Origin of the sequence: Flavobacterium sp. N502540 (assembly GCF_025947365.1) — a bacterium.
GTDB lineage: Bacteria > Bacteroidota > Bacteroidia > Flavobacteriales > Flavobacteriaceae > Flavobacterium.
This window is the reverse complement of sequence record NZ_CP110012.1, coordinates 2,535,799-2,554,366: the sequence shown is the minus strand read 5'-3', so window position 1 is coordinate 2,554,366 and position 18,568 is coordinate 2,535,799. Positions and strand designations below refer to the sequence as shown.

The window sequence follows — 18,568 nt, the reverse complement described above, 5'->3', positions numbered from 1 at the left end:
TTATATTACAAATATATATAAAAATATTCAAAATATCCTACTTTTTTCAAAACCGCCAGCTGTTTTAAAAAACAAGACCGGCCTAATTTTATTTCTTTTAAGTAAAGAAAAAAGGAAGTCTCAATACGATGAGACTTCCTTTCTAATATCTAAAATTGAAAATATAACTTTTTTTATTGAAAAATTAACAGTGATTTTTTTCGTTTTTTGAGTTCTGAGATGGCTTCTTCTTTTGCATTTTACAGGATTTTTTATTTCCAAATCGGAATCTGTACAAAACTATCGTTGTACCATTTTATTTTTAAAGGCACTTTGGCATCTTTAATTGTTTCGCTGCTAACCTCCTTCCCCGTTCCATAATTCAATTCCGAAAAAGCATTTTTATTTACATTCAAAGTGATTAACAATCTACTTCCTTTATGCAATTGTTTACTCACCAAACGGGTATTCGAAAAAGGAATACTTTCTATTTTATTGGGCTGAAGCAAATTTCTTTTTGTAATATCCTTCGCATAACTTGCTCTGCCTATAAAATAAGACAGCTCAAAATACGTTCCATCCGGCGTTACTTCAAACAAAGTAACTCCAATATCCATATCTTTTTTATTGATGCTGGCTTTTATTTCTCCCAAAAATGCTCCATTTACCACTATCGGCTGACTAAAAGGTTCGCTTATAAAAACATAACCATTAGACGTATCTACTTCATTATCAATAATGGGATCAGGATAATAATCGTTGTTAATAGTTTGTCGGTCTGCAAAATCAACTTCCTGTGGCAAATAACTTTTTTTATTAGGTTTTGCAGCATTCAACGAATAAAACTTCCCTTTTTCTAACGGATCATTGGTAAGATACAACGTTAACAAACTATTACTCATTTTAGCAATAGATGGGGCGCTTCTCCACTCATTAGCTCCCATTACCTCATAATTGATTCTGTCTTTTAAGATTGCCGGTTTGGGTTTGCCCTTCAAAATATAATCAAACCATTGATAGGTTATTTTATAGGTATTAATTAGAGCCACCTCATCTACTTTGTAACCATTCAGAACAGCATCACCCCCTACTTGCGCACCAAAATGACCGTACGGGCCAATGATTAAATAAGAGTCGGCTTTAGGGTTGTATTTCTCCAATTCTCTCAAATAGTACAATCCTGAATTTTGAGAATCATTATAGTAACCGTCAATGGCTAAAACCGGAATATTTATCTGTGAAAATTCTTTTCCGTACGGCGCCATTTTCTGCCAGTATTCATCAAATGACGGGTGTTTGATCCACTTTTGAAAGAATTGGTTCGGACTGCCGTCAATACTATCCATTTTTTTATAAGCCGCACCGGTTTCCCACCACTTAAACTGCATATTCCTGAAACGCTGCCTGTCATTTCCCGCAACCGTATCCAGATATTTGTTATTTCCAACGTAAAATGCCCATTCGTAATTAGGGTTTATAAAAACATTATTCTCCATCGGCAACCCCATTCCTGGTCTGGAAGCAACATACGGAACTATCGTTTTAAGTGCAGGATGCATTTTTTTACACGCTGCCCATTGCGTAAACCCGTTATAACTTCCTCCATACATCCCAACACTTCCGTTGCACCACTCCTGTTTACTAATCCAGTCGATAACATCATAAGTATCATTAGTCTCGTTTTCATAAGGCGTTATTTCATCAGGACTAAATCGTTTCCCGCGTGAATACGACATGACTCCTATATAATCCTTATCTGCCGCTGTTTTTAAAGATTTGAGATCTCTGCTTTTTTCTCTGGCATAAATGGTATGCTGATAGATGACCGGCTTAGGAGTTAAATTTCCTTTTTTCCGAACAACCATTGCTGATATTAAAGCACCATCTCTGGTTTTAATCATTACACTGTCCTGAATGTCATAAGCGCTTTCCAGATCCTTCGATCTTGTCACACTCGTCTGTTGTGCATAGGTGTTGATTACTGAAAAAATAAAAAACACCAATTTTAAAATTAGTCTCATTGAGTTGTTTGATTTAAGTGGTTCTATTGTAGTTTTAAACAAATCAGTCATGTCAGATCTGGGTTTTATTTTTCCGGAATTTTAATCCAAAAACAACACACTGCGTCCCGCCGTTTTCAGTACCTCTAAAAACGGCTTCATTTGTATTACCTCTTCTTTTGCTATAGCGATTTAAAAAGAATGAGTTTTTCTTTTTTTGAAATTAAATCCCATTAAGATTTTTAAATTTCACGGCCTGACGGTTTGAAACTTCTAAGAGTTCACCCGTTTTTAACTTTACTTCCAGTTTACCGCTAGCGGTTCTGTTAACTTCGCGGATGTGATTAAGGTTTATAATTTCGGTTCTGTTTATTCTAAAAAAAACATTCACATCCAGCATTTCTTCCCATTGACGGAGGGAGCGTCTCTGAAGGGCTTTTTTATCCTGAAAAAAAAGTCTGGTATAATTTTCAAGAGATTCAATCAAATAAATTTCATCCAGCTGAATAAAGAATCTTTTCTCCCCATCTTTAATGAAAATCTTACGGTCTTTTACTGCAACATCTCCCAAAGAATACTTTCCGGATAAAGTATTTCTTATTTTTTCAATTGCTTTTGCAAAACGTTCTTCCCTTATCGGTTTCATTAAATAATCTAAAGCATTTACTTCGAAAGCCCGCACAGCATATTCATTATAAGCTGTTGTAAAAAGTACTGCCGGTGCATTATCGAGAGATTCCAGTAAATCGAAACCGGATTTTTCAGGCATCTGAATGTCCAAAAAGATCAGATCTGGCATTTTAGCTTCAATCAGACCTTTGGCTTCATCAGCATTTCCCGCTTCTCCAACAAGAACAAAATCTTCATGCGGTTTTAGCGCCCTTTTTAATTCTTCTCTGGACAAACGTTCATCGTCTACTATTATAACTTTTATCTTTCTCATTCTGATGGGAATAAAATAGTTACCAAAACGGTTTCGCTCTCCATTTCTTTAATTTCAAAAGAAGCTCTTCCTTTGTATTGCAACAGCAATCTCTCTTTCAGATTACTCAATCCAATACCTGAAAAATCTTTAATCTCTTTATTAAGCTTCCCCGAATTTTGAACACTGCTTTTTATAAAATTGTCTACCTGCTCTATTTTTACGGTAACAGCTCCTCCTTCTTTTCTTTTTTCAATTCCATGTTTTATCGCATTCTCCACCAGTGTCTGAATACTTAAAGGTAAAACTAAGTGGTCAGACAAATTTCTATCTACTTCAATCTGCACCTGCAAACGTTCTTCAAATCGTATTTTTTCCAACTCCAAATAATCCCTAACCAGACTGATTTCATCGTTTAAGGTTACTAAATTCCCTATATTATTATTTAAAGAATTCCGAAGCAGATCAGATAAAAGGTCAATCGCCCGTCGCGCCGAATGCGGATCTTCTAAGACCAAAAATTTAATACTGTTCAGTGAATTAAAAAAGAAATGCGGATTAAGCTGTGTGCTCAGATTATTCAATTGTGCTTCTTTTAGTATAACAGACAATCTGGCGTTTTCTTTTACGGTTTCAAGCTCTAATCTTGAATAATGATACAGATGATAAGCCAGCACCCAAATAGACATTAGTCTGGTACCTGTAATAAAAACCTGCAGCTGCGTGGATTGTAAAAACGAAATAAATGAAATTGAAGTGTTTTTTAAAACAAATAGCCGCACAAGGTAAAGTTTCCCCACAATCAAAAACATGTACAGCACAGAAAGTATAAGAACACTCAACACTATCTTTGGAACTAGTTTTTTCAGACTGAGCTTATTCCAACCTCTTTTCAAAGCAAAATTTCTGTAAAGATGCGTCAATGAAATACCGATAAACACATCTAATACAAAATCGGCTATGCCAATTGTCCACATAAAACTACTGCCAAAAAAAGCCGAAACTCCCCAATACAAGGAAGTTGCCATCCATCCAATGAGCTGAATTTTCCAATATGTAGATAATTTTACCATTATTCTCAAGCCAAAAATTATTATGCTGTAGTAAAGATATCCCACTAACAGAGATTGAGCAAATAAAAGTACACAAGCGAAAGATAACTGCGGACGAGTGAAGTTCTTTCCTGAATTAACACATAAAACACACAGAAACCGGATCTTAAATCAAACCTGACTTTTATCTTGTTTTTTTTAACTCAGCAAGGAATTAAAAAAAATACGCTTTTACTTACATAAATAAATCGAGTACGTTTTATTATGTACGTTTTTTCTTTCAACAAATTTCAGAATCATTACAAATAAGAATTCTGTCTTATCATGTTATTTATATGTCCTATCGTTACACGAAAAAAGAAAAACCCAACATAAATTTGCAGTATAACCTCAAAAAGCGACATAAATCTTAACCACAAAAAACCGAGAAATAAACTTCATAAACAATTACTATACAATCCAGTTTCAACAAAGGAAATCAACTAAAAAAATCAACAATTGACTTATGAAAAGCTTAAAAAATGCTCCGCAAATTATTCTAAACTCAAAACATATTGGGCATCCAATTGATTTTAAATGGAATAAAACGAAAATGGAAAAGTTCTTAGATCCTCTGGATGAATACAAAGAACTCGAAACTAAATTGTTAAATATTAATCATAAAGCAACGGTAGGACTTAGTGCTGCTTTACTGGAGTGGATCTACTGGCGTTTTTTAGGCCATAATACAAGTATCACTGATACCGAAAAACGCATCGAAGCACTTTGGTACTCAATTAAAGATCCGGAGTTATCAAGCCCTTTATTATTTGATACTAATTTTGACATCCCGGCTTCAGGCCCTATAAACGGTCCATTATGGGTAGCACATATGACCGTGAGAATGATCGATGTAAGATATAGAAAAGGATCTTACTTTTTACAAAATGAAATTTTAGGACTGGTACTGCTTGCCCGTCATATAACGCCTAAGAAAAACGTTTTTGACAATTGGTTCAACAATATCATTATACAATTAACTTATTTGTATCCGTGTCCATATGCAAATGAAGATCTTGATGAAACGGATGAAAAGGTATACGATTCTCATAACGAATCGGTAATCTGTCGCGATTTTTTCTTTAATCCTAAATTTCGATATACCATTATGGCATCAGAAAAAGCGGTGAATAAATACATCCAAAATTCAGATCAAAAGAGTAATCCGTTCCTTCAACTATCACAAAAAGTTTCCTAATTATGATTTACTAATACTATTTTAAATACAAAACCCAATAATGCTCTGAAAACAAACAAACATTATTGGGTCTTTTATAGCTTCTAAACAGTGAATTTTAAAGGCAAGTGGACCACTTTTTTAGTTTCGAAAAATTCGTCTTCAAAAATAGTCGACAAATCATATAAAGTAGCTTTTGGAAAAGCTGCCAATTCTTCTGTTAAGTCTCCTCCCTTTAAATATAGAATTCCGTTTTTCAAAGTGTGCTTATGCTGCTTCTTTATTTTACCTTTTACCCACGAAACAAAATCCGGCATATTGGTTACGGCACGACTTACAATAAAATCAAAATCACCTTTTACCAATTCAGCACGCTTTTGTTCTGCTTTAACATTTTTCAATTCTAATGCATCCACAACTCCCTGAACCACCTTAATTTTTTTTGCTATGACATCAATCAGATAAAAACGGGTTTCAGGAAAAAGAATTGCCAACGGAATTCCTGGAAATCCACCTCCGGTACCAACATCCAAAACAGTTGCACCCGGTTCAAACTTCATAATTTTAGCAATTCCAAGCGAGTGTAAAATGTGTTTTGTATATAAGGCATCAATGTCTTTTCTCGAAATAACATTGATTTTTTCATTCCAGTCGTGGTATAAAAAGTCTAACTTTTGAAATTGTTCGATTTGAAGTTCAGTCAAATCCGGAAAATATTTCAATATCTCATCCATTGCTCTAATTTTTTTAACAAAAGTAGTACTTTACGATTGAAATATTTAACTCAATTTTGCAAATTGAAAATTTATAATAATTACCTTTGAAACCTATTTAAAATAATTATGAATAACACTGCGCCTACATTTGCGAAGCAAGACAATCTGAAGTTCTTCAGAACGCTTAACTCACGAGTAAACAATTACTTCAAAGAGAACAATATTCAGAAAACCGGAAACTGGAGGCTGCATTTAAAAGCCATTATTCTTTTTGCCGTTTTCTTAACACCATACTTTTTAATACTAACGCTTAACATGCCTTTCTGGGCACAATTACTCCTAAATATTCTTATGGGAGTTGGTATGGCCGGAATTGGAATGAATGTCATGCACGATGGAAATCACGGTTCCTACTCTTCTAAATCATGGATCAATAAAATCATGGGAGGAAGTATTTATGTTCTAGCCGGAAATGTTCACAACTGGCAGGTTCAGCATAACGTGCTTCACCATACGTATACGAACATTCACGGTCATGATGAAGACCTGGATGCCGGAAGAATTATCCGCTTTACACAAAACGCAGAATGGCGTCGTTTTCATAAATTTCAACATTACTATTCTTTTTTCTTATACGGATTACTAACTTTTAATTGGGCCTTAACAACCGATTTCAAGCAAATGAAAGACTATATTAAAAGAAAATTATCTTACGGAGCACCGCAAAGTCCAACCAAATTATGGACCGTTCTCGTAATCACAAAAATAATCTACATTTTAATCTGGATCGCTTTACCAATGATTTTGGGGGTAATATGGTGGAAAGTCGTGATCGGGTTTTTCGTAATGCATTACACAGCCGGATTAATTTTAAGTATCGTTTTTCAATTGGCACACGTAGTAGAAGAAACTTCAAATCCTGTTCCGAATGAAGATGGAGAGATAGAAAACACCTGGGCCATTCATCAGTTATACACAACCGCTAATTTTGCACCAAAAAACAAAGTTGTCAACTGGTTCACAGGAGGGTTAAACCACCAAATCGAGCATCACATTTTTCCAAATATCAGTCATATTCACTACGGAAAAATCGCCGAAATCGTAAAACAAACGGCCATCGAATGCAACTTGCCTTATCATGAATTCAAAACGATGAGAGGAGCTGTATTAGCACACTACAGACACTTAAGAGATCTTGGAATAAAACCCGAGCTAGCATAAAATAAGAAACTATTAATCATTAACCGTCTTTAATTAAAGTTGAAATTAAAGACATTCAAAAATTTTATAATGAATCATATTCTTTCAGACAGAATCAACAACTTAGCGACATCACAAACTTTAGCAATGGCTGCTTTAGCACGCGAATTAAAAGCACAGGGAAAAGACATTATCAGTTTAAGTTTAGGAGAACCGGATTTCAATACGCCGGATTTCATTAAAGAAGCAGTTAAAAAAGCAGTAGACGAAAACTACAGTACTTATTCTCCGGTAGAAGGTTATTTAGAATTGAGAGAAGCAATCTGCAAAAAATTTAAAAGAGACAATGCATTAGAATACAAACCATCTCAAATTGTGGTTTCTACAGGTGCAAAACAATCTTTATACAATATTGCCCAAGTAATGTTAAACGATGGTGACGAGGTTATTTTACCAGCACCTTACTGGGTTTCTTACTTTGAAATCGTAAAACTTTCAGGCGGAGTTCCTGTTGAAGTTCCTACTTCTGTAGATACTGATTTCAAAATGACGCCTGAGCAATTAGAAGCTGCCATCACACCAAAAACAAAAATGATGTGGTTCTCTTCTCCTTGCAACCCATCCGGATCTGTATACAGCCGTGAAGAGTTAACAGCGCTTGCAAAAGTACTGGAAAAACACCCAAATATTTATGTAGTTTCAGACGAAATTTATGAGCACATTAATTTCTCAGGAACTTTCTGCAGCATCGGATCAATTCCGGGAATGTTAGAAAAAACGATCACTGTAAACGGAGTTGCAAAGGCCTTCGCTATGACAGGATACAGAATTGGTTACATCGGAGCTCCTGAATTCATTGCAAAAGCATGCGTAAAAATTCAGGGACAAGTAACTTCCGGAGCAAACTCTGTAGCACAGCGTGCCACAATTACAGCTGTAGAAGCCGATCCAAGTGTATTAAACCACATGGTTCAGGCTTTCCATACCCGTAGAGATTTAGTTGTTGGATTGCTTAAAGAAATTCCAGGTGTAAAAATCAACGTTCCGGAAGGAGCTTTCTACGTTTTCCCTGATGTATCTTCTTTCTTTGGAAAAACATTAAGAGGAACAGAAATTAAAGATGCAAATGATGTTTCTATGTATTTGTTAGCTGAAGCCAATGTAGCAACGGTAACAGGTGATGCTTTTGGAAATCCAAATTGTATCCGTTTCTCTTATGCTACAAGCGACGATATTTTAAAAGAAGCTTTACGCAGAATCAAAGAAGCTTTGACTGCATAATGCCATACAAACAATAATCAAAAGGGTGTTTTCTTTCCGAAAATACCCTTTTTTTATCTAGTCGATTAAAAGTGAAGCGATCTCTTTTGTAATTGCAGTTGGTGAATTGTAATCGCAATTACTTAATCCTACTACATAAATTTGTTCTGTAGGTTCGTAAATCCCCATCGATTTAAAGCCAAAAATGCTTCCACCGTGTTCATACACCATTTTATTTTTTACTTTTTCTAAATGCCAGCCGTAGCCGTAATCTATATTCGTTTTGTTATTCAACTGATAATTGGTAAAAGCTTTTAACGTGAAAGCGGGGCTCAATAACGTATTACTCCTTACTGCATTTTGCCACTTCCATAAATCATCAACATTTGACATAATCGATCCCGAAGCATATGGAATAGAGAAACTGATATAATTGGCATTAATAAAACCATCCCTATTTCGATAACCGGAAACCCTGCTTTTAATAATCTTATCATGGCTCGCGTAATAGGTATTTTCCATCACTATTTTCTTAAAAATATGTTGCGTTACAAATTCTTCATACGTCTGACCTGATACAATTTCAATGATATACCCCAAAAGAACATAGCCGGAATTGCAATACTTATACTGTTCCCCGGGTTTAAAATCAACCGGTTCATTCTTAAAGAAATCAACTAATTCTTTTGGCGACAAATCTCGTCGGGCGATATCTTTTATCGCTTTCATACCGGTAAAATCCTTAATTCCGGAAGTATGTGTTAACAAATGATGCAGGGTAATCTTATTTCCATTGGTTGGATAATCGGGAATAAACTTCGTGATTTCATCATCAAGTTTAAGCTTTCCCTGCTCTGCAAGCATCAAAACAGCAACAGCCGTAAATTGCTTGGTCATGGATCCGATTTCAAAAACAGACTCGGGTTTCATTTGAACATCCATTTCTAAATTGGCCATTCCAAAAGCTTTTCGATACACTACTTTTCCTTTTTTAACAGACAGAAAAACAGCCCCCGGGTTTTCAGGTTTAAACTTTGAGGCAATTAATTGATCTATTTTTGTTTCTAAACTCTGAGCCGACAGCCCCGAACAGGCAATTAGAAACAGAACAATAAACGATTTTAACAAGGTTTTCATTTTGTGATTATTTAGTCTGATTGATAAGAGCTTTGACGACTTCCATCAGCTAAAGGTTACAGAAGGTATATTATTAGAATTTATAGGGTTTCCTCCGGCCGGGCTATCCGCTGTATCTTTTGCTTTAAAAAAAAAAAGCAAAAGGATGTCGCTCTTATCCCTAACCTCAAAAAGCTGTAGCAGAACAAATTACATTTTACAACTCCCTATGACCTTGTCTTTTTAAATCATTTTATTAGTATTTTTAACAAATCAATACAAAAAGTATTGGATCTGCTTTTTACAAGGTTAACCTTAAAATAAAAAACATGAAAAATATAATTGCTACAATCGTATTACTGCTCACAATAGGAATATTAGCAACATCCTGTATCGTAACAAAAAAAATAACCATAACCGAATCAAATCCCTATACACCGATATCTAAAGAACTATTTGATACCATTGTAAAAATGGACGGAGTTGTTTTTGAAGCTGCTAACAAAGGTGATTTAGAAAAATTAAAAACTTTATTCGCAGAAGACCTTGAATTCTTTCATGATACAGGAGGACTAGACGACTATACAAAAACAATGGAAAACTTCCGACGAATTTTCACCAATTATGGATATACAAGAAGAGTTCTGGTAGAAGGAAGCATTGAAGTTTACCCCATTAAAGATTATGGAGCCATACAAACCGGATTGCATAAATTCTGCCGACTTGAAAAGGGAGAGCTCATCAACTGTGGTACCTATAAATTTACTCATATCTGGAAAAACACCCCTACAGGCTGGAAAATTACCCGAGTCATTAGCTATGGGCATTAAAATTAAACAACAACCTAAAAGGTAAATAATAAAAATTTAAAACTGTTGTCACTATAAAAAGCATTTTAACACACAAACGATTAGGTTCATCCAAGAATAACTTTATTTTTATGTCAAAATATACTAAACAAAATTCCCAAATGAAAAAAATAATTTTAGATCTGGCTGTAACTTTAGATGGTTTTATTGAAGGTCCCAACGGAGAAACAGATTGGTGTATCATGGATGATGATATGAATTTTGATGGATTCTTATCCAGTATAGACACCATTTTTTATGGCAGAGTGAGCTATGATATGTGGGGAAATTATCAACCCGATGAAAATGCAAGTCCTGCTGAAAAGTCACTTTGGAAAGCACTACATGCAAAAAACAAATATGTTTTTTCCAGTCAAAACAGAGAAGACGACAATGCCTCTTTTATCAATTCTGACATCGTAACTAAGGCAAACGAAATCAAAAAACAATCGGGAAAAGATATCTGGTTATATGGTGGAGCGAGCCTTATTAAAACTTTTATTCAATTCAATCTTATTGATACCTATAGAATATCAGTTCATCCAATAGCTCTGGGAAGCGGAAAACCACTATTTGAAGACTTAAAAGAAAGATTAGAATTAAAGTTACTGACCACCAATATCTTTAAATCGGGTGTAATACAGCTTATTTACGAACCCGTTAAATAAAAAGTCCATTTATCATCATTCCATATAACCTAACTATTTCAAAAAAAGTCACTTCAGCATTAGCAAACTCGAAATATTTATAAGAACTTTGCAAACTTTTTTCCGTGAATATCACAAAAGCCTAAAGTACTTAAAATGAAGAAGAAGATTGAAATATTAGCTCCTGCCAGAGATTTAATTGGAGGAATGGCAGCCATAAACAGTGGCGCCGATGCCGTTTATATTGGTGCACCACAATTTGGAGCACGTTCAAACGCCAACAATTCTATCGAGGATGTAGCCGCACTGGTACAATATGCACACCTGTTTAATGCACAGGTTTTTGTGGTTATGAACACCATTTTGTACGACAACGAACTCGAAACTTGCCGTTCAATGATCTGGGAATTGTACGACATTGGTGTGGATGCCCTGATTATTCAGGATATGGCAATCATGGAAATGGACTTACCTCCTATCGTACTTCACGCCAGCACACAAGCCAATAATCGTGATGCTGATAAAATTAAATTCCTTAAAGATGCCGGAATCAAACGTGTGGTTTTAGCCCGTGAATTGAACCTGCATCAAATTAAAACGATATACGACGAAGCTGATGTTGAATTAGAATTTTTCGTAACCGGTGCATTATGTGTATCCTTTAGCGGAAACTGTTACATGAGTGTAGCTAACGGAGAACGCAGCGCCAATCGCGGTTCTTGTGCACAAAACTGCCGTTTACCTTACAACTTAATCGACGGAAACGGAGAAACCCTAATTAGAAACAGTCACTTGCTTTCGATCAAAGATTTAGATATTTCAGATCAGATTCCGAATCTAATTGAAGCCGGAATCGTTTCTTTCAAAATCGAAGGCCGTTTAAAAGATGTCGTTTACGTTAAAAACAACGTTTCTTATTTACGTCAAAAACTAGACAGCTTTTTAGAAGGCGCAGGAAGTGATAAGTATATGAAAGCATCATCAGGAACATGTACCTATACTTTTGATTCTTCTTTAAGCAGAACTTTCAATCGTGGTTATACGGATTATTTCGTAAACGAAAGACACAGCTCCATTGGTTCCTGGGAAAGCCCAAAATCAAAAGGTCAATATATTGGTAAATTAATCAGAACGGTTGGAAACGCTTACGAAATCGAAAATGGCGAATTACTAAACAACGGTGACGGACTTTGTTTCATCAACGAAAACAATGAAGCTGACGGAATTTATGTAAACAAAGCCGAAAATGGGAAAATTTATCCAAACGTTTTAAAAGAAGTAAAAGACGGAACTTTTATTTACAGAAATAATGACGCCGCTTTTATCAAAATTGTAGAAAGAGAAGATAGTGCTGTTCGTAAATTGAGCACCACTTTATTACTTACAGAAACTGCAACAGGTTTCGAACTAATCGCTACTGATGAAGACGGGAATGTAAGCACTGTTACCTTAGAACATGCAAAAGAGCAGACTAAAACCGGTGAATCTATCGAAGAGAATATTAAAACTCAATTGGCAAAAACAGGTTTCACACCTTACACAGCCGATGAAATCAATATTATGTTCTCTCAAAACTGGTTCCTTCCTATTTCAAAAATCAACGAAATGCGAAGAACCGTTTACGATCAGCTGACTGAAATTCGTCTAGCAAATTACAAACGTGAAGAACACCAATTAGTTAAAACATCACATCCTTATCCGGAAACTAAATTGGATTTCATGTACAATGTTTCCAACAAAACGGCCCGTAAATTCTACGAGCGTCATGGCGTTACCGAAATTGAAAAAGCATTCGAACTACAATGGGATCCGGGAAAATCTCGTGTGATGACCACTAAATATTGCATCAAATACGAATTGAAGAAATGCCCAATACACCAAAAAGATATAGCAGGTGTTAAGGTAAAAGAACCTCTGGTTTTAAAACAAGGCGAATTAGAATACAAACTGAAATTCAACTGCAAACCTTGTGAAATGGAAATCTGGGAAAAAGATGCTGAATTCGAAATAGAAGAAGATCATTTTCATTAGAATTTTAACCGCAAAGAGTGCAAAGATATACGCTAAGGTTCGCAAAGATTAATTAATCTTTGCGAACCTTTTCTTTTAACTGAACATCAAAAAAATTGCGTTCTTATCGTAATTCCTTGCGGATTTTGTAGTTAAATTCACCCGTTATTTCTCCGTTTTATCATTCAGACATAAAAAGAAATCACACAAGAAACTCAATCCCAATTGTCGTCAATCTTTGTCGAATTACGAGTGTGACTTCTCCATTCGATCGAAATGACAAACTACACGGTTACTTTATCTAAAAGACAAAAACTTAGCGCTCTTTGCGTAATTCTTTGCGAACTTTGTGGTTAAACTCTTTTTTCGCTACTTTTACTTCTCCAACAACACAATTAATCCAAAATGAAAATACTACTCCTTGGTTCGGGTGAACTGGGCAAAGAATTTGTCATTGCCGCTCAACGAATCGGACAAACTGTAATTGCTGTCGATAATTACGAAAATGCTCCGGCCATGCAGGTAGCACACAGCTTTGAAGTCATCAACATGCTCGACGGCGAAGCACTGGACCGAATCGTAGCCAAACACCAGCCCGACTTTATCGTTCCTGAAATAGAAGCTATCCGAACAGAACGTTTTTACGATTACGAAAAACAAGGCATTACCGTTGTTCCATCTGCGAAAGCAGCCAACTTTACCATGAATCGAAAAGCGATTCGCGATCTCGCTTCGAAAGAACTGGGATTAAAAACCGCAAAATACCAATATGCAACTTCGGCAGAAGAACTTCAAAAAGCCGTTCAGGAAGTTGGAATTCCCTGCGTAGTAAAACCTTTAATGTCTTCTTCCGGAAAAGGACAATCTACTATCAAAACGGAAGGCGATATTGAAAAAGCCTGGCAATATGCCGTTGCAGGTTCACGTGGTGATGTCATCGAAGTTATCGTGGAAGCTTTTGTAGATTTCAATTCTGAGATTACACTTTTAACCATTACTCAAAATAACAATCCGACACTTTTTTGCGCTCCAATCGGACACCGCCAGGAACGCGGGGATTATCAGGAGAGCTGGCAGCCCGCAAAAATTTCTGATGCCGATCTATACGAAGCGCAGGACATGGCCGAAAAAATTACCGAAGCTCTGGGAGGCGCAGGTCTTTTTGGTGTTGAATTTTTCTTAACCAACGACGGTGTTTATTTCTCAGAACTCTCCCCACGCCCACACGATACCGGAATGGTAACTCTTGCCGGAACACAAAATTTTAATGAATTCGAATTGCATTTACGAGCTATTTTAAGCTTGCCAATCTTCGAAATCACTCTTGAAAAAGCCGGTGCGAGTGCCGTGATTCTGGCCTCAGAAGACTCGACAAATCCAACTTTTACCGGAATTGAAAAAGTAGCTGCTTTACCTAAAACTGATTTCAGAATTTTTGGAAAGCCAACTTCAAGACCTTATCGTCGAATGGGAGTTGTGTTAAGTCATGACACTCTCACAACACCAATCGACGAAATTACAGAACGTGCCAAAACAACTTCAAAACTAATAACCGTAAACTCTTAAAAAATGAAAAACGCATTATTTGCACTGTTCCTGCTTGCCGGAATTTCAGCTCAGGCTCAGGATAAGAAAACAAATGAGAAACCTGTAATTGTAGAAACCGCTTGTGGCGAATGTCAATTTGGAATGAAAGGCAAAAGCTGTGATTTAGCCGTTCGCATTGACGGTAAAACGTATTTTGTAGACGGAACAACAATTGACGAGCATGGTGACGCACATGCAGAAGATGGTTTTTGCAATGCTATTCGCAAAGCTTCAGTTATCGGAAAAGTAGAGAATGATCGCTTTAAAGTAAGCTCTTTCACACTGATAAAAGAAAAATAATGGCATTAATTCTTGAAAATATAGCCAAACACGTTTCATTGACTCCTGAAGAGCAGGCTCATTTTTTATCCAAAACAGAAACCCATTTTTACAAGGCGAAAACCATTTTACTAAATGCTGGTGAAGTGTGTACCCATTCTTATTTTGTAAATTCGGGAATTCTAAGAAGCTTCAACATCAATGATAATATTGTCGAACATGTTCTCGCATTTGCTTGTCAGGGCTGGTGGATGAGTGACATGTACAGCTATTTTTCACAGAAACCGGGAGAACTTTTTATAGAAGTCTTAGAAGATGCGGAAGTCGTTTCTTTATCCAAAGAAAATCAGGAGCAATTGTATCTTGACATCCCTAAATTAGAACGTTTTTTCCGAATTTTAATTGAAAATTCTCTGGTCGCCAATCAACAGCGCTTAATGGATAATTTAAGCCTGCCGGCAGAAGAACGCTTTGAAAAATTTTGTGCAAAATACGGCACATTAGTTCATAAAGTACCTCAAAAACAAATTGCTTCTTTTATTGGAGTTACTCCTGAATTTTTCAGCAAAATGAAAGCAAGGCTTTTAAAAAAGTAAAATTAAACCATTAAGATATTAAGATACATTAAGCTAGACTTAATCTTTCTTATTTTTTAAGAACATAAAGCTTAACTTTCTTAATATCTTAATGGTAAAAACAAAGAATTAAAACTGCTCAACCTCTGTTGAGTGTTTCATTGCAGTAGTTGAAGACCTTCCGATCGTTACTGTATTTTGAACCGCATCAAAATAAGAAGTCCCTACAAAAGCCTGATGTTTTACTGCTCTGAATCCGTTTTGCTGCAAAGCAAATTCTCTTTCCTGCAATTCAGAATATCCTGCCATACCGCGTTCTTTATATGCTTTAGACAATTCGAACATACTGGTATTCAAAGCATGGAATCCTGCCAGAGTAATAAACTGAAATTTATACCCCATTGCCGCCAGATCCTCTCTGAAAGTTTCCATCTCTGCCACTGATAATTTTGCAGCCCAGTTGAAAGAAGGAGAACAATTGTACGCCAGCATTTTACCCGGAAACTCTTTTTTCATTGCGTCTGCAAACTTCTTAGCATAAACCAAATCAGGATTACTGGTTTCCATCCAGATCAAATCAGCATAAGGAGCGTAACTCAAACCTCTTGCAATTCCCTGATCGATTCCGCTGTTTACATAGAAAAAGCCTTCATTGGTTTTTTCACCGGTAATAAATTTTGCATCTCTTGGATCTGCATCACTGGTTAGCAAATTAGCTGCATCAGCATCTGTTCTGGCTACAATTAATGTCGAAACTCCCATAACATCAGCAGCCAAACGAGCCGCAATCAGTTTGTTGATCGCTTCCTGGGTAGGTACTAAAACCTTCCCGCCTAAATGTCCGCATTTTTTAGCAGAACTCAACTGATCTTCAAAATGAACACCTGAAGCACCCGCTTCAATCATCGATTTCATCAATTCGAAAGCGTTTAAATTTCCGCCAAAACCGGCTTCTGCATCGGCTACAATCGGAACCAAATAATCTTTTTTATCTTCAACCTGGTTTACCACCTGAATCTGATCAGCTCTCAACAAGGCACTATTAATTTTTTTTACCACCATTGGCACGCTATTTACCGGATAAAGCGATTGGTCAGGATACATTTCTCCTGCCAGATTTGCATCGGCGGCCACTTGCCAGCCACTCAAATAAATCGCTTCTAAACCAGCATCAACTTCCTGAATCGCCTGATTTCCTGTTAAAGCACCTAAACCAGCAACATAATCCTGACTTTTTAACTTTCTCCATAATTTCTCCGCCCCCATTTTAGCAATAGAATGCTCGATATGATAAGAGCCCTGAAGCGTCACCACCTCAGTAGCGGTATACGGACGTTCAACACCTTTCCATCTTGGGTTTGTGATCCAATCGTTAATCAATTCCTGAATTCTGTCTTCTGTTGTTTTCATAAAAATATAAGTTAAGTTGGTTAGTAAGTAAATAGTTTGCAGTCGCAGTTTACAGTTCTGACTGTGACTTGTAAAAGGTTTATTTTTCACGCAGATTTTTAATGATCAGCGCAGCGTTTTTCATAAATATTTGTAACATGGAAGGGTTAAAAAATCAACGAAATCGGGATTTACAACCAGTCTTTCCAAAACTTTCTCCGCTAACGGGAATTGACGGTCTTCGTAATTTTCCTCTCCCAGCTCGTCTTTAATTTTTTTGAATTCATCTAAAGCCAACTCATGATAATACGCCAGATTCAGTATTTGTCCGTTATCCAAAGTCACCTTATTCTGAAGCCACTGCCACAATTGCGATCTTGAAATCTCTGCCGTAGCAGCATCCTCCATCAGATTGTGCAAGGCTGCGGCGCCTTGTCCGTTCAGCCATGAAGCCAAATACAAAACCCCAACATTAATATTTTTACGAACCCCATTTTCTGTTATAATTCCAATTGGCGGCTCTATCAAATCTGCTTCTGTTATTTTGCGATATTCTTTTTTAACATGAATTTGATTGGGAGTTGGCATTCCGGCATCAAAAACATTTTTAGCCAGAGCAACCAAATCCGGATGCGCTACCCACGTTCCATCGTGACCATTTTTCACTTCGCGTTCTTTATCGGTTTTTACCTTTGCGAAAGCAATTGCATTTGCCTCCTCATTATTTTTAATCGGAATTTGAGCGGCCATCCCTCCGATAGCATGAATACCTCGTTTATGACACCTTTGAATTACCAAATTCGAGTAAGCGTTCATAAAAGGCGAAGTCATATTGACCTGATCGCGATCCGGAACAATAAACTTGGAATGCTTGCGGAATTTTTTAATGTAAGAGAAAATATAATCCCAACGCCCGCAGTTCAATCCCACAATATGTTCCTTCAATTCAAAAATAATTTCGTCCAGCTGAAAACTTGCTGTGATAGTTTCAATTAAAACAGTAACCTTTATCGTCCCTCTTTCTAACTTCAAATAATCTTCAGTAAAATCAATTACGGTATTCCACCAGCGCGCTTCCAGATAATGTTCCAATTTTGGAATATAGAAATACGGTCCTGAGTTGTTTTCTAAAAGTCTCTTATGATTATGAAAAACATACAATCCAAAATCTACCAAAGAACCTGAAACCGCATTCCCATCAATCGAAAGATGTTTTTCCGGTAAATGCAATCCACGTGGACGCACAATCAATGTCGCAATCTTTTCATTCAGGTGATACGATTTATGCTTAATCAAATCGGTATAAGAAATCGTCTTGTTAACCGCATCAATCAAATTCACTTGTCCGTCCATTAAATTTTTCCAGGTCGGAGAAGTACTGTCTTCAAAATCCGCCATAAAAGTTTTCGCTCCCGAATTCAACGCATTGATAATCATTTTGCGATCAACCGGTCCCGTAATCTCAACTCTGCGATCCTGTAAATCTTTTGGAATTTCTCCTGCCACCCAATTATTTTCTCTGACGGTTTTGGTTTCGGAAGGAAAAGACGGCATGACACCCTGATCAAAAGCGGTTTGTTTTTGTTCGCGTTGCAGTAACAATAATTTTCGTTGCGAATCGAATTTCCGATGCAGTTCGGTTATAAAAACAATTGCCTCTTCTGTCCAGATCTTTGGATAAGAAAGCTTCTTTTCGGCCAAAAACTCCATAGCCGTCTCGGTAATCTCTAATTGGTTTTTCATCGCTGTTGCTTTTGATTAGTTCTCCATTA

At 36.4% G+C, this 18,568-nt stretch carries 16 protein-coding genes; 9 read left to right on the top strand and 7 right to left on the bottom strand.

The window, feature by feature from the left end:
* Positions 1-251: 251 nt before the first annotated feature.
* The 3 genes from OLM58_RS11070 to OLM58_RS11060 all read right to left on the bottom strand — a co-directional run bounded on the left by OLM58_RS11070 (position 252) and on the right by OLM58_RS11060 (position 3,974).
* The gene (locus OLM58_RS11070) at positions 252-2,000 is read right to left on the bottom strand and encodes a CocE/NonD family hydrolase (protein WP_264532323.1); all 1,749 of its coding nucleotides are present in this window, start codon (positions 1,998-2,000) and stop codon (positions 252-254) included.
* A 202-nt stretch (positions 2,001-2,202) separates the two neighbouring features.
* Positions 2,203-2,922, bottom strand: coding sequence for a LytR/AlgR family response regulator transcription factor (locus OLM58_RS11065; RefSeq protein WP_264532322.1), 720 nt, complete (start codon positions 2,920-2,922; stop codon positions 2,203-2,205).
* Positions 2,919-3,974 (bottom strand): sensor histidine kinase, encoded by a 1,056-nt coding sequence (locus OLM58_RS11060; protein WP_264532321.1) that lies wholly within the window; start codon positions 3,972-3,974, stop codon positions 2,919-2,921. The genes OLM58_RS11065 and OLM58_RS11060 overlap by 4 nt, the downstream gene beginning before the upstream one ends.
* A gap of 484 nt (positions 3,975-4,458) precedes the next feature.
* Here OLM58_RS11060 and OLM58_RS11055 point away from each other — a divergent pair, with 484 nt between their 5' ends.
* On the top strand, positions 4,459-5,190 hold the full coding sequence (locus OLM58_RS11055) for a hypothetical protein (RefSeq protein WP_264532320.1): 732 nt from the start codon (positions 4,459-4,461) through the stop codon (positions 5,188-5,190).
* Between the two features lie 83 nt (positions 5,191-5,273).
* Here OLM58_RS11055 and rsmG read toward each other — a convergent pair whose 3' ends face one another.
* Entirely contained in the window at positions 5,274-5,903 is a 630-nt protein-coding gene (gene rsmG / locus OLM58_RS11050; protein ID WP_264532319.1) for a 16S rRNA (guanine(527)-N(7))-methyltransferase RsmG, read from the bottom strand.
* A 108-nt stretch (positions 5,904-6,011) separates the two neighbouring features.
* On the opposite strand from rsmG, the gene OLM58_RS11045 reads away from it, so the two are divergent.
* Together OLM58_RS11045 and OLM58_RS11040 are read left to right on the top strand one after the other, a co-directional pair.
* A complete protein-coding gene (locus OLM58_RS11045; protein ID WP_264532318.1) occupies positions 6,012-7,106 on the top strand; it encodes a fatty acid desaturase family protein in 1,095 nt (364 codons plus the stop codon).
* Positions 7,107-7,175: 69 nt separating this feature from the next.
* Positions 7,176-8,366 carry a pyridoxal phosphate-dependent aminotransferase gene (locus OLM58_RS11040; RefSeq protein ID WP_017497784.1) on the top strand — a complete coding sequence of 397 codons (1,191 nt, stop codon included), beginning with the start codon at positions 7,176-7,178 and terminating at the stop codon, positions 8,364-8,366.
* Positions 8,367-8,423: 57 nt separating this feature from the next.
* Here the strand turns inward: OLM58_RS11040 and OLM58_RS11035 are convergent, their stop codons facing one another.
* Complete coding sequence (locus tag OLM58_RS11035) at positions 8,424-9,482, bottom strand: serine hydrolase domain-containing protein (RefSeq protein ID WP_264532317.1); 1,059 nt, start codon at positions 9,480-9,482, stop codon at positions 8,424-8,426.
* A 308-nt stretch (positions 9,483-9,790) separates the two neighbouring features.
* Between OLM58_RS11035 and OLM58_RS11030 the strand changes: the two genes are divergently transcribed.
* The 6 genes from OLM58_RS11030 (at position 9,791) to OLM58_RS11005 (ending at position 15,428) form a co-directional block, all read left to right on the top strand.
* Entirely contained in the window at positions 9,791-10,291 is a 501-nt protein-coding gene (locus tag OLM58_RS11030) for a nuclear transport factor 2 family protein (protein ID WP_264532316.1), read from the top strand.
* A gap of 140 nt (positions 10,292-10,431) precedes the next feature.
* A complete protein-coding gene (locus tag OLM58_RS11025) occupies positions 10,432-10,977 on the top strand; it encodes a dihydrofolate reductase family protein (protein WP_264532315.1) in 546 nt (181 codons plus the stop codon).
* A 135-nt stretch (positions 10,978-11,112) separates the two neighbouring features.
* Positions 11,113-12,987, top strand: coding sequence for a peptidase U32 family protein (locus OLM58_RS11020; protein ID WP_264532314.1), 1,875 nt, complete (start codon positions 11,113-11,115; stop codon positions 12,985-12,987).
* Between the two features lie 384 nt (positions 12,988-13,371).
* Complete coding sequence (gene purT / locus OLM58_RS11015; RefSeq protein ID WP_264532313.1) at positions 13,372-14,532, top strand: formate-dependent phosphoribosylglycinamide formyltransferase; 1,161 nt, start codon at positions 13,372-13,374, stop codon at positions 14,530-14,532.
* Positions 14,533-14,535: 3 nt separating this feature from the next.
* Complete coding sequence (locus OLM58_RS11010) at positions 14,536-14,853, top strand: DUF6370 family protein (RefSeq protein ID WP_264532312.1); 318 nt, start codon at positions 14,536-14,538, stop codon at positions 14,851-14,853.
* Positions 14,853-15,428: a Crp/Fnr family transcriptional regulator gene (locus OLM58_RS11005; RefSeq protein ID WP_264532311.1), complete on the top strand. Its 576-nt coding sequence runs from the start codon at positions 14,853-14,855 to the stop codon at positions 15,426-15,428. Before OLM58_RS11010 ends, OLM58_RS11005 begins: the two co-directional genes overlap by 1 nt.
* A 108-nt stretch (positions 15,429-15,536) precedes the next feature.
* Here the strand turns inward: OLM58_RS11005 and aceA are convergent, their stop codons facing one another.
* Positions 15,537-16,817 carry an isocitrate lyase gene (gene aceA / locus OLM58_RS11000; protein ID WP_017497777.1) on the bottom strand — a complete coding sequence of 427 codons (1,281 nt, stop codon included), beginning with the start codon at positions 16,815-16,817 and terminating at the stop codon, positions 15,537-15,539.
* 120 nt (positions 16,818-16,937) lie between these two features.
* A complete protein-coding gene (gene aceB, locus OLM58_RS10995; RefSeq protein ID WP_264532310.1) occupies positions 16,938-18,539 on the bottom strand; it encodes a malate synthase A in 1,602 nt (533 codons plus the stop codon).
* Between the last annotated feature and the right edge of the window lie 29 nt (positions 18,540-18,568).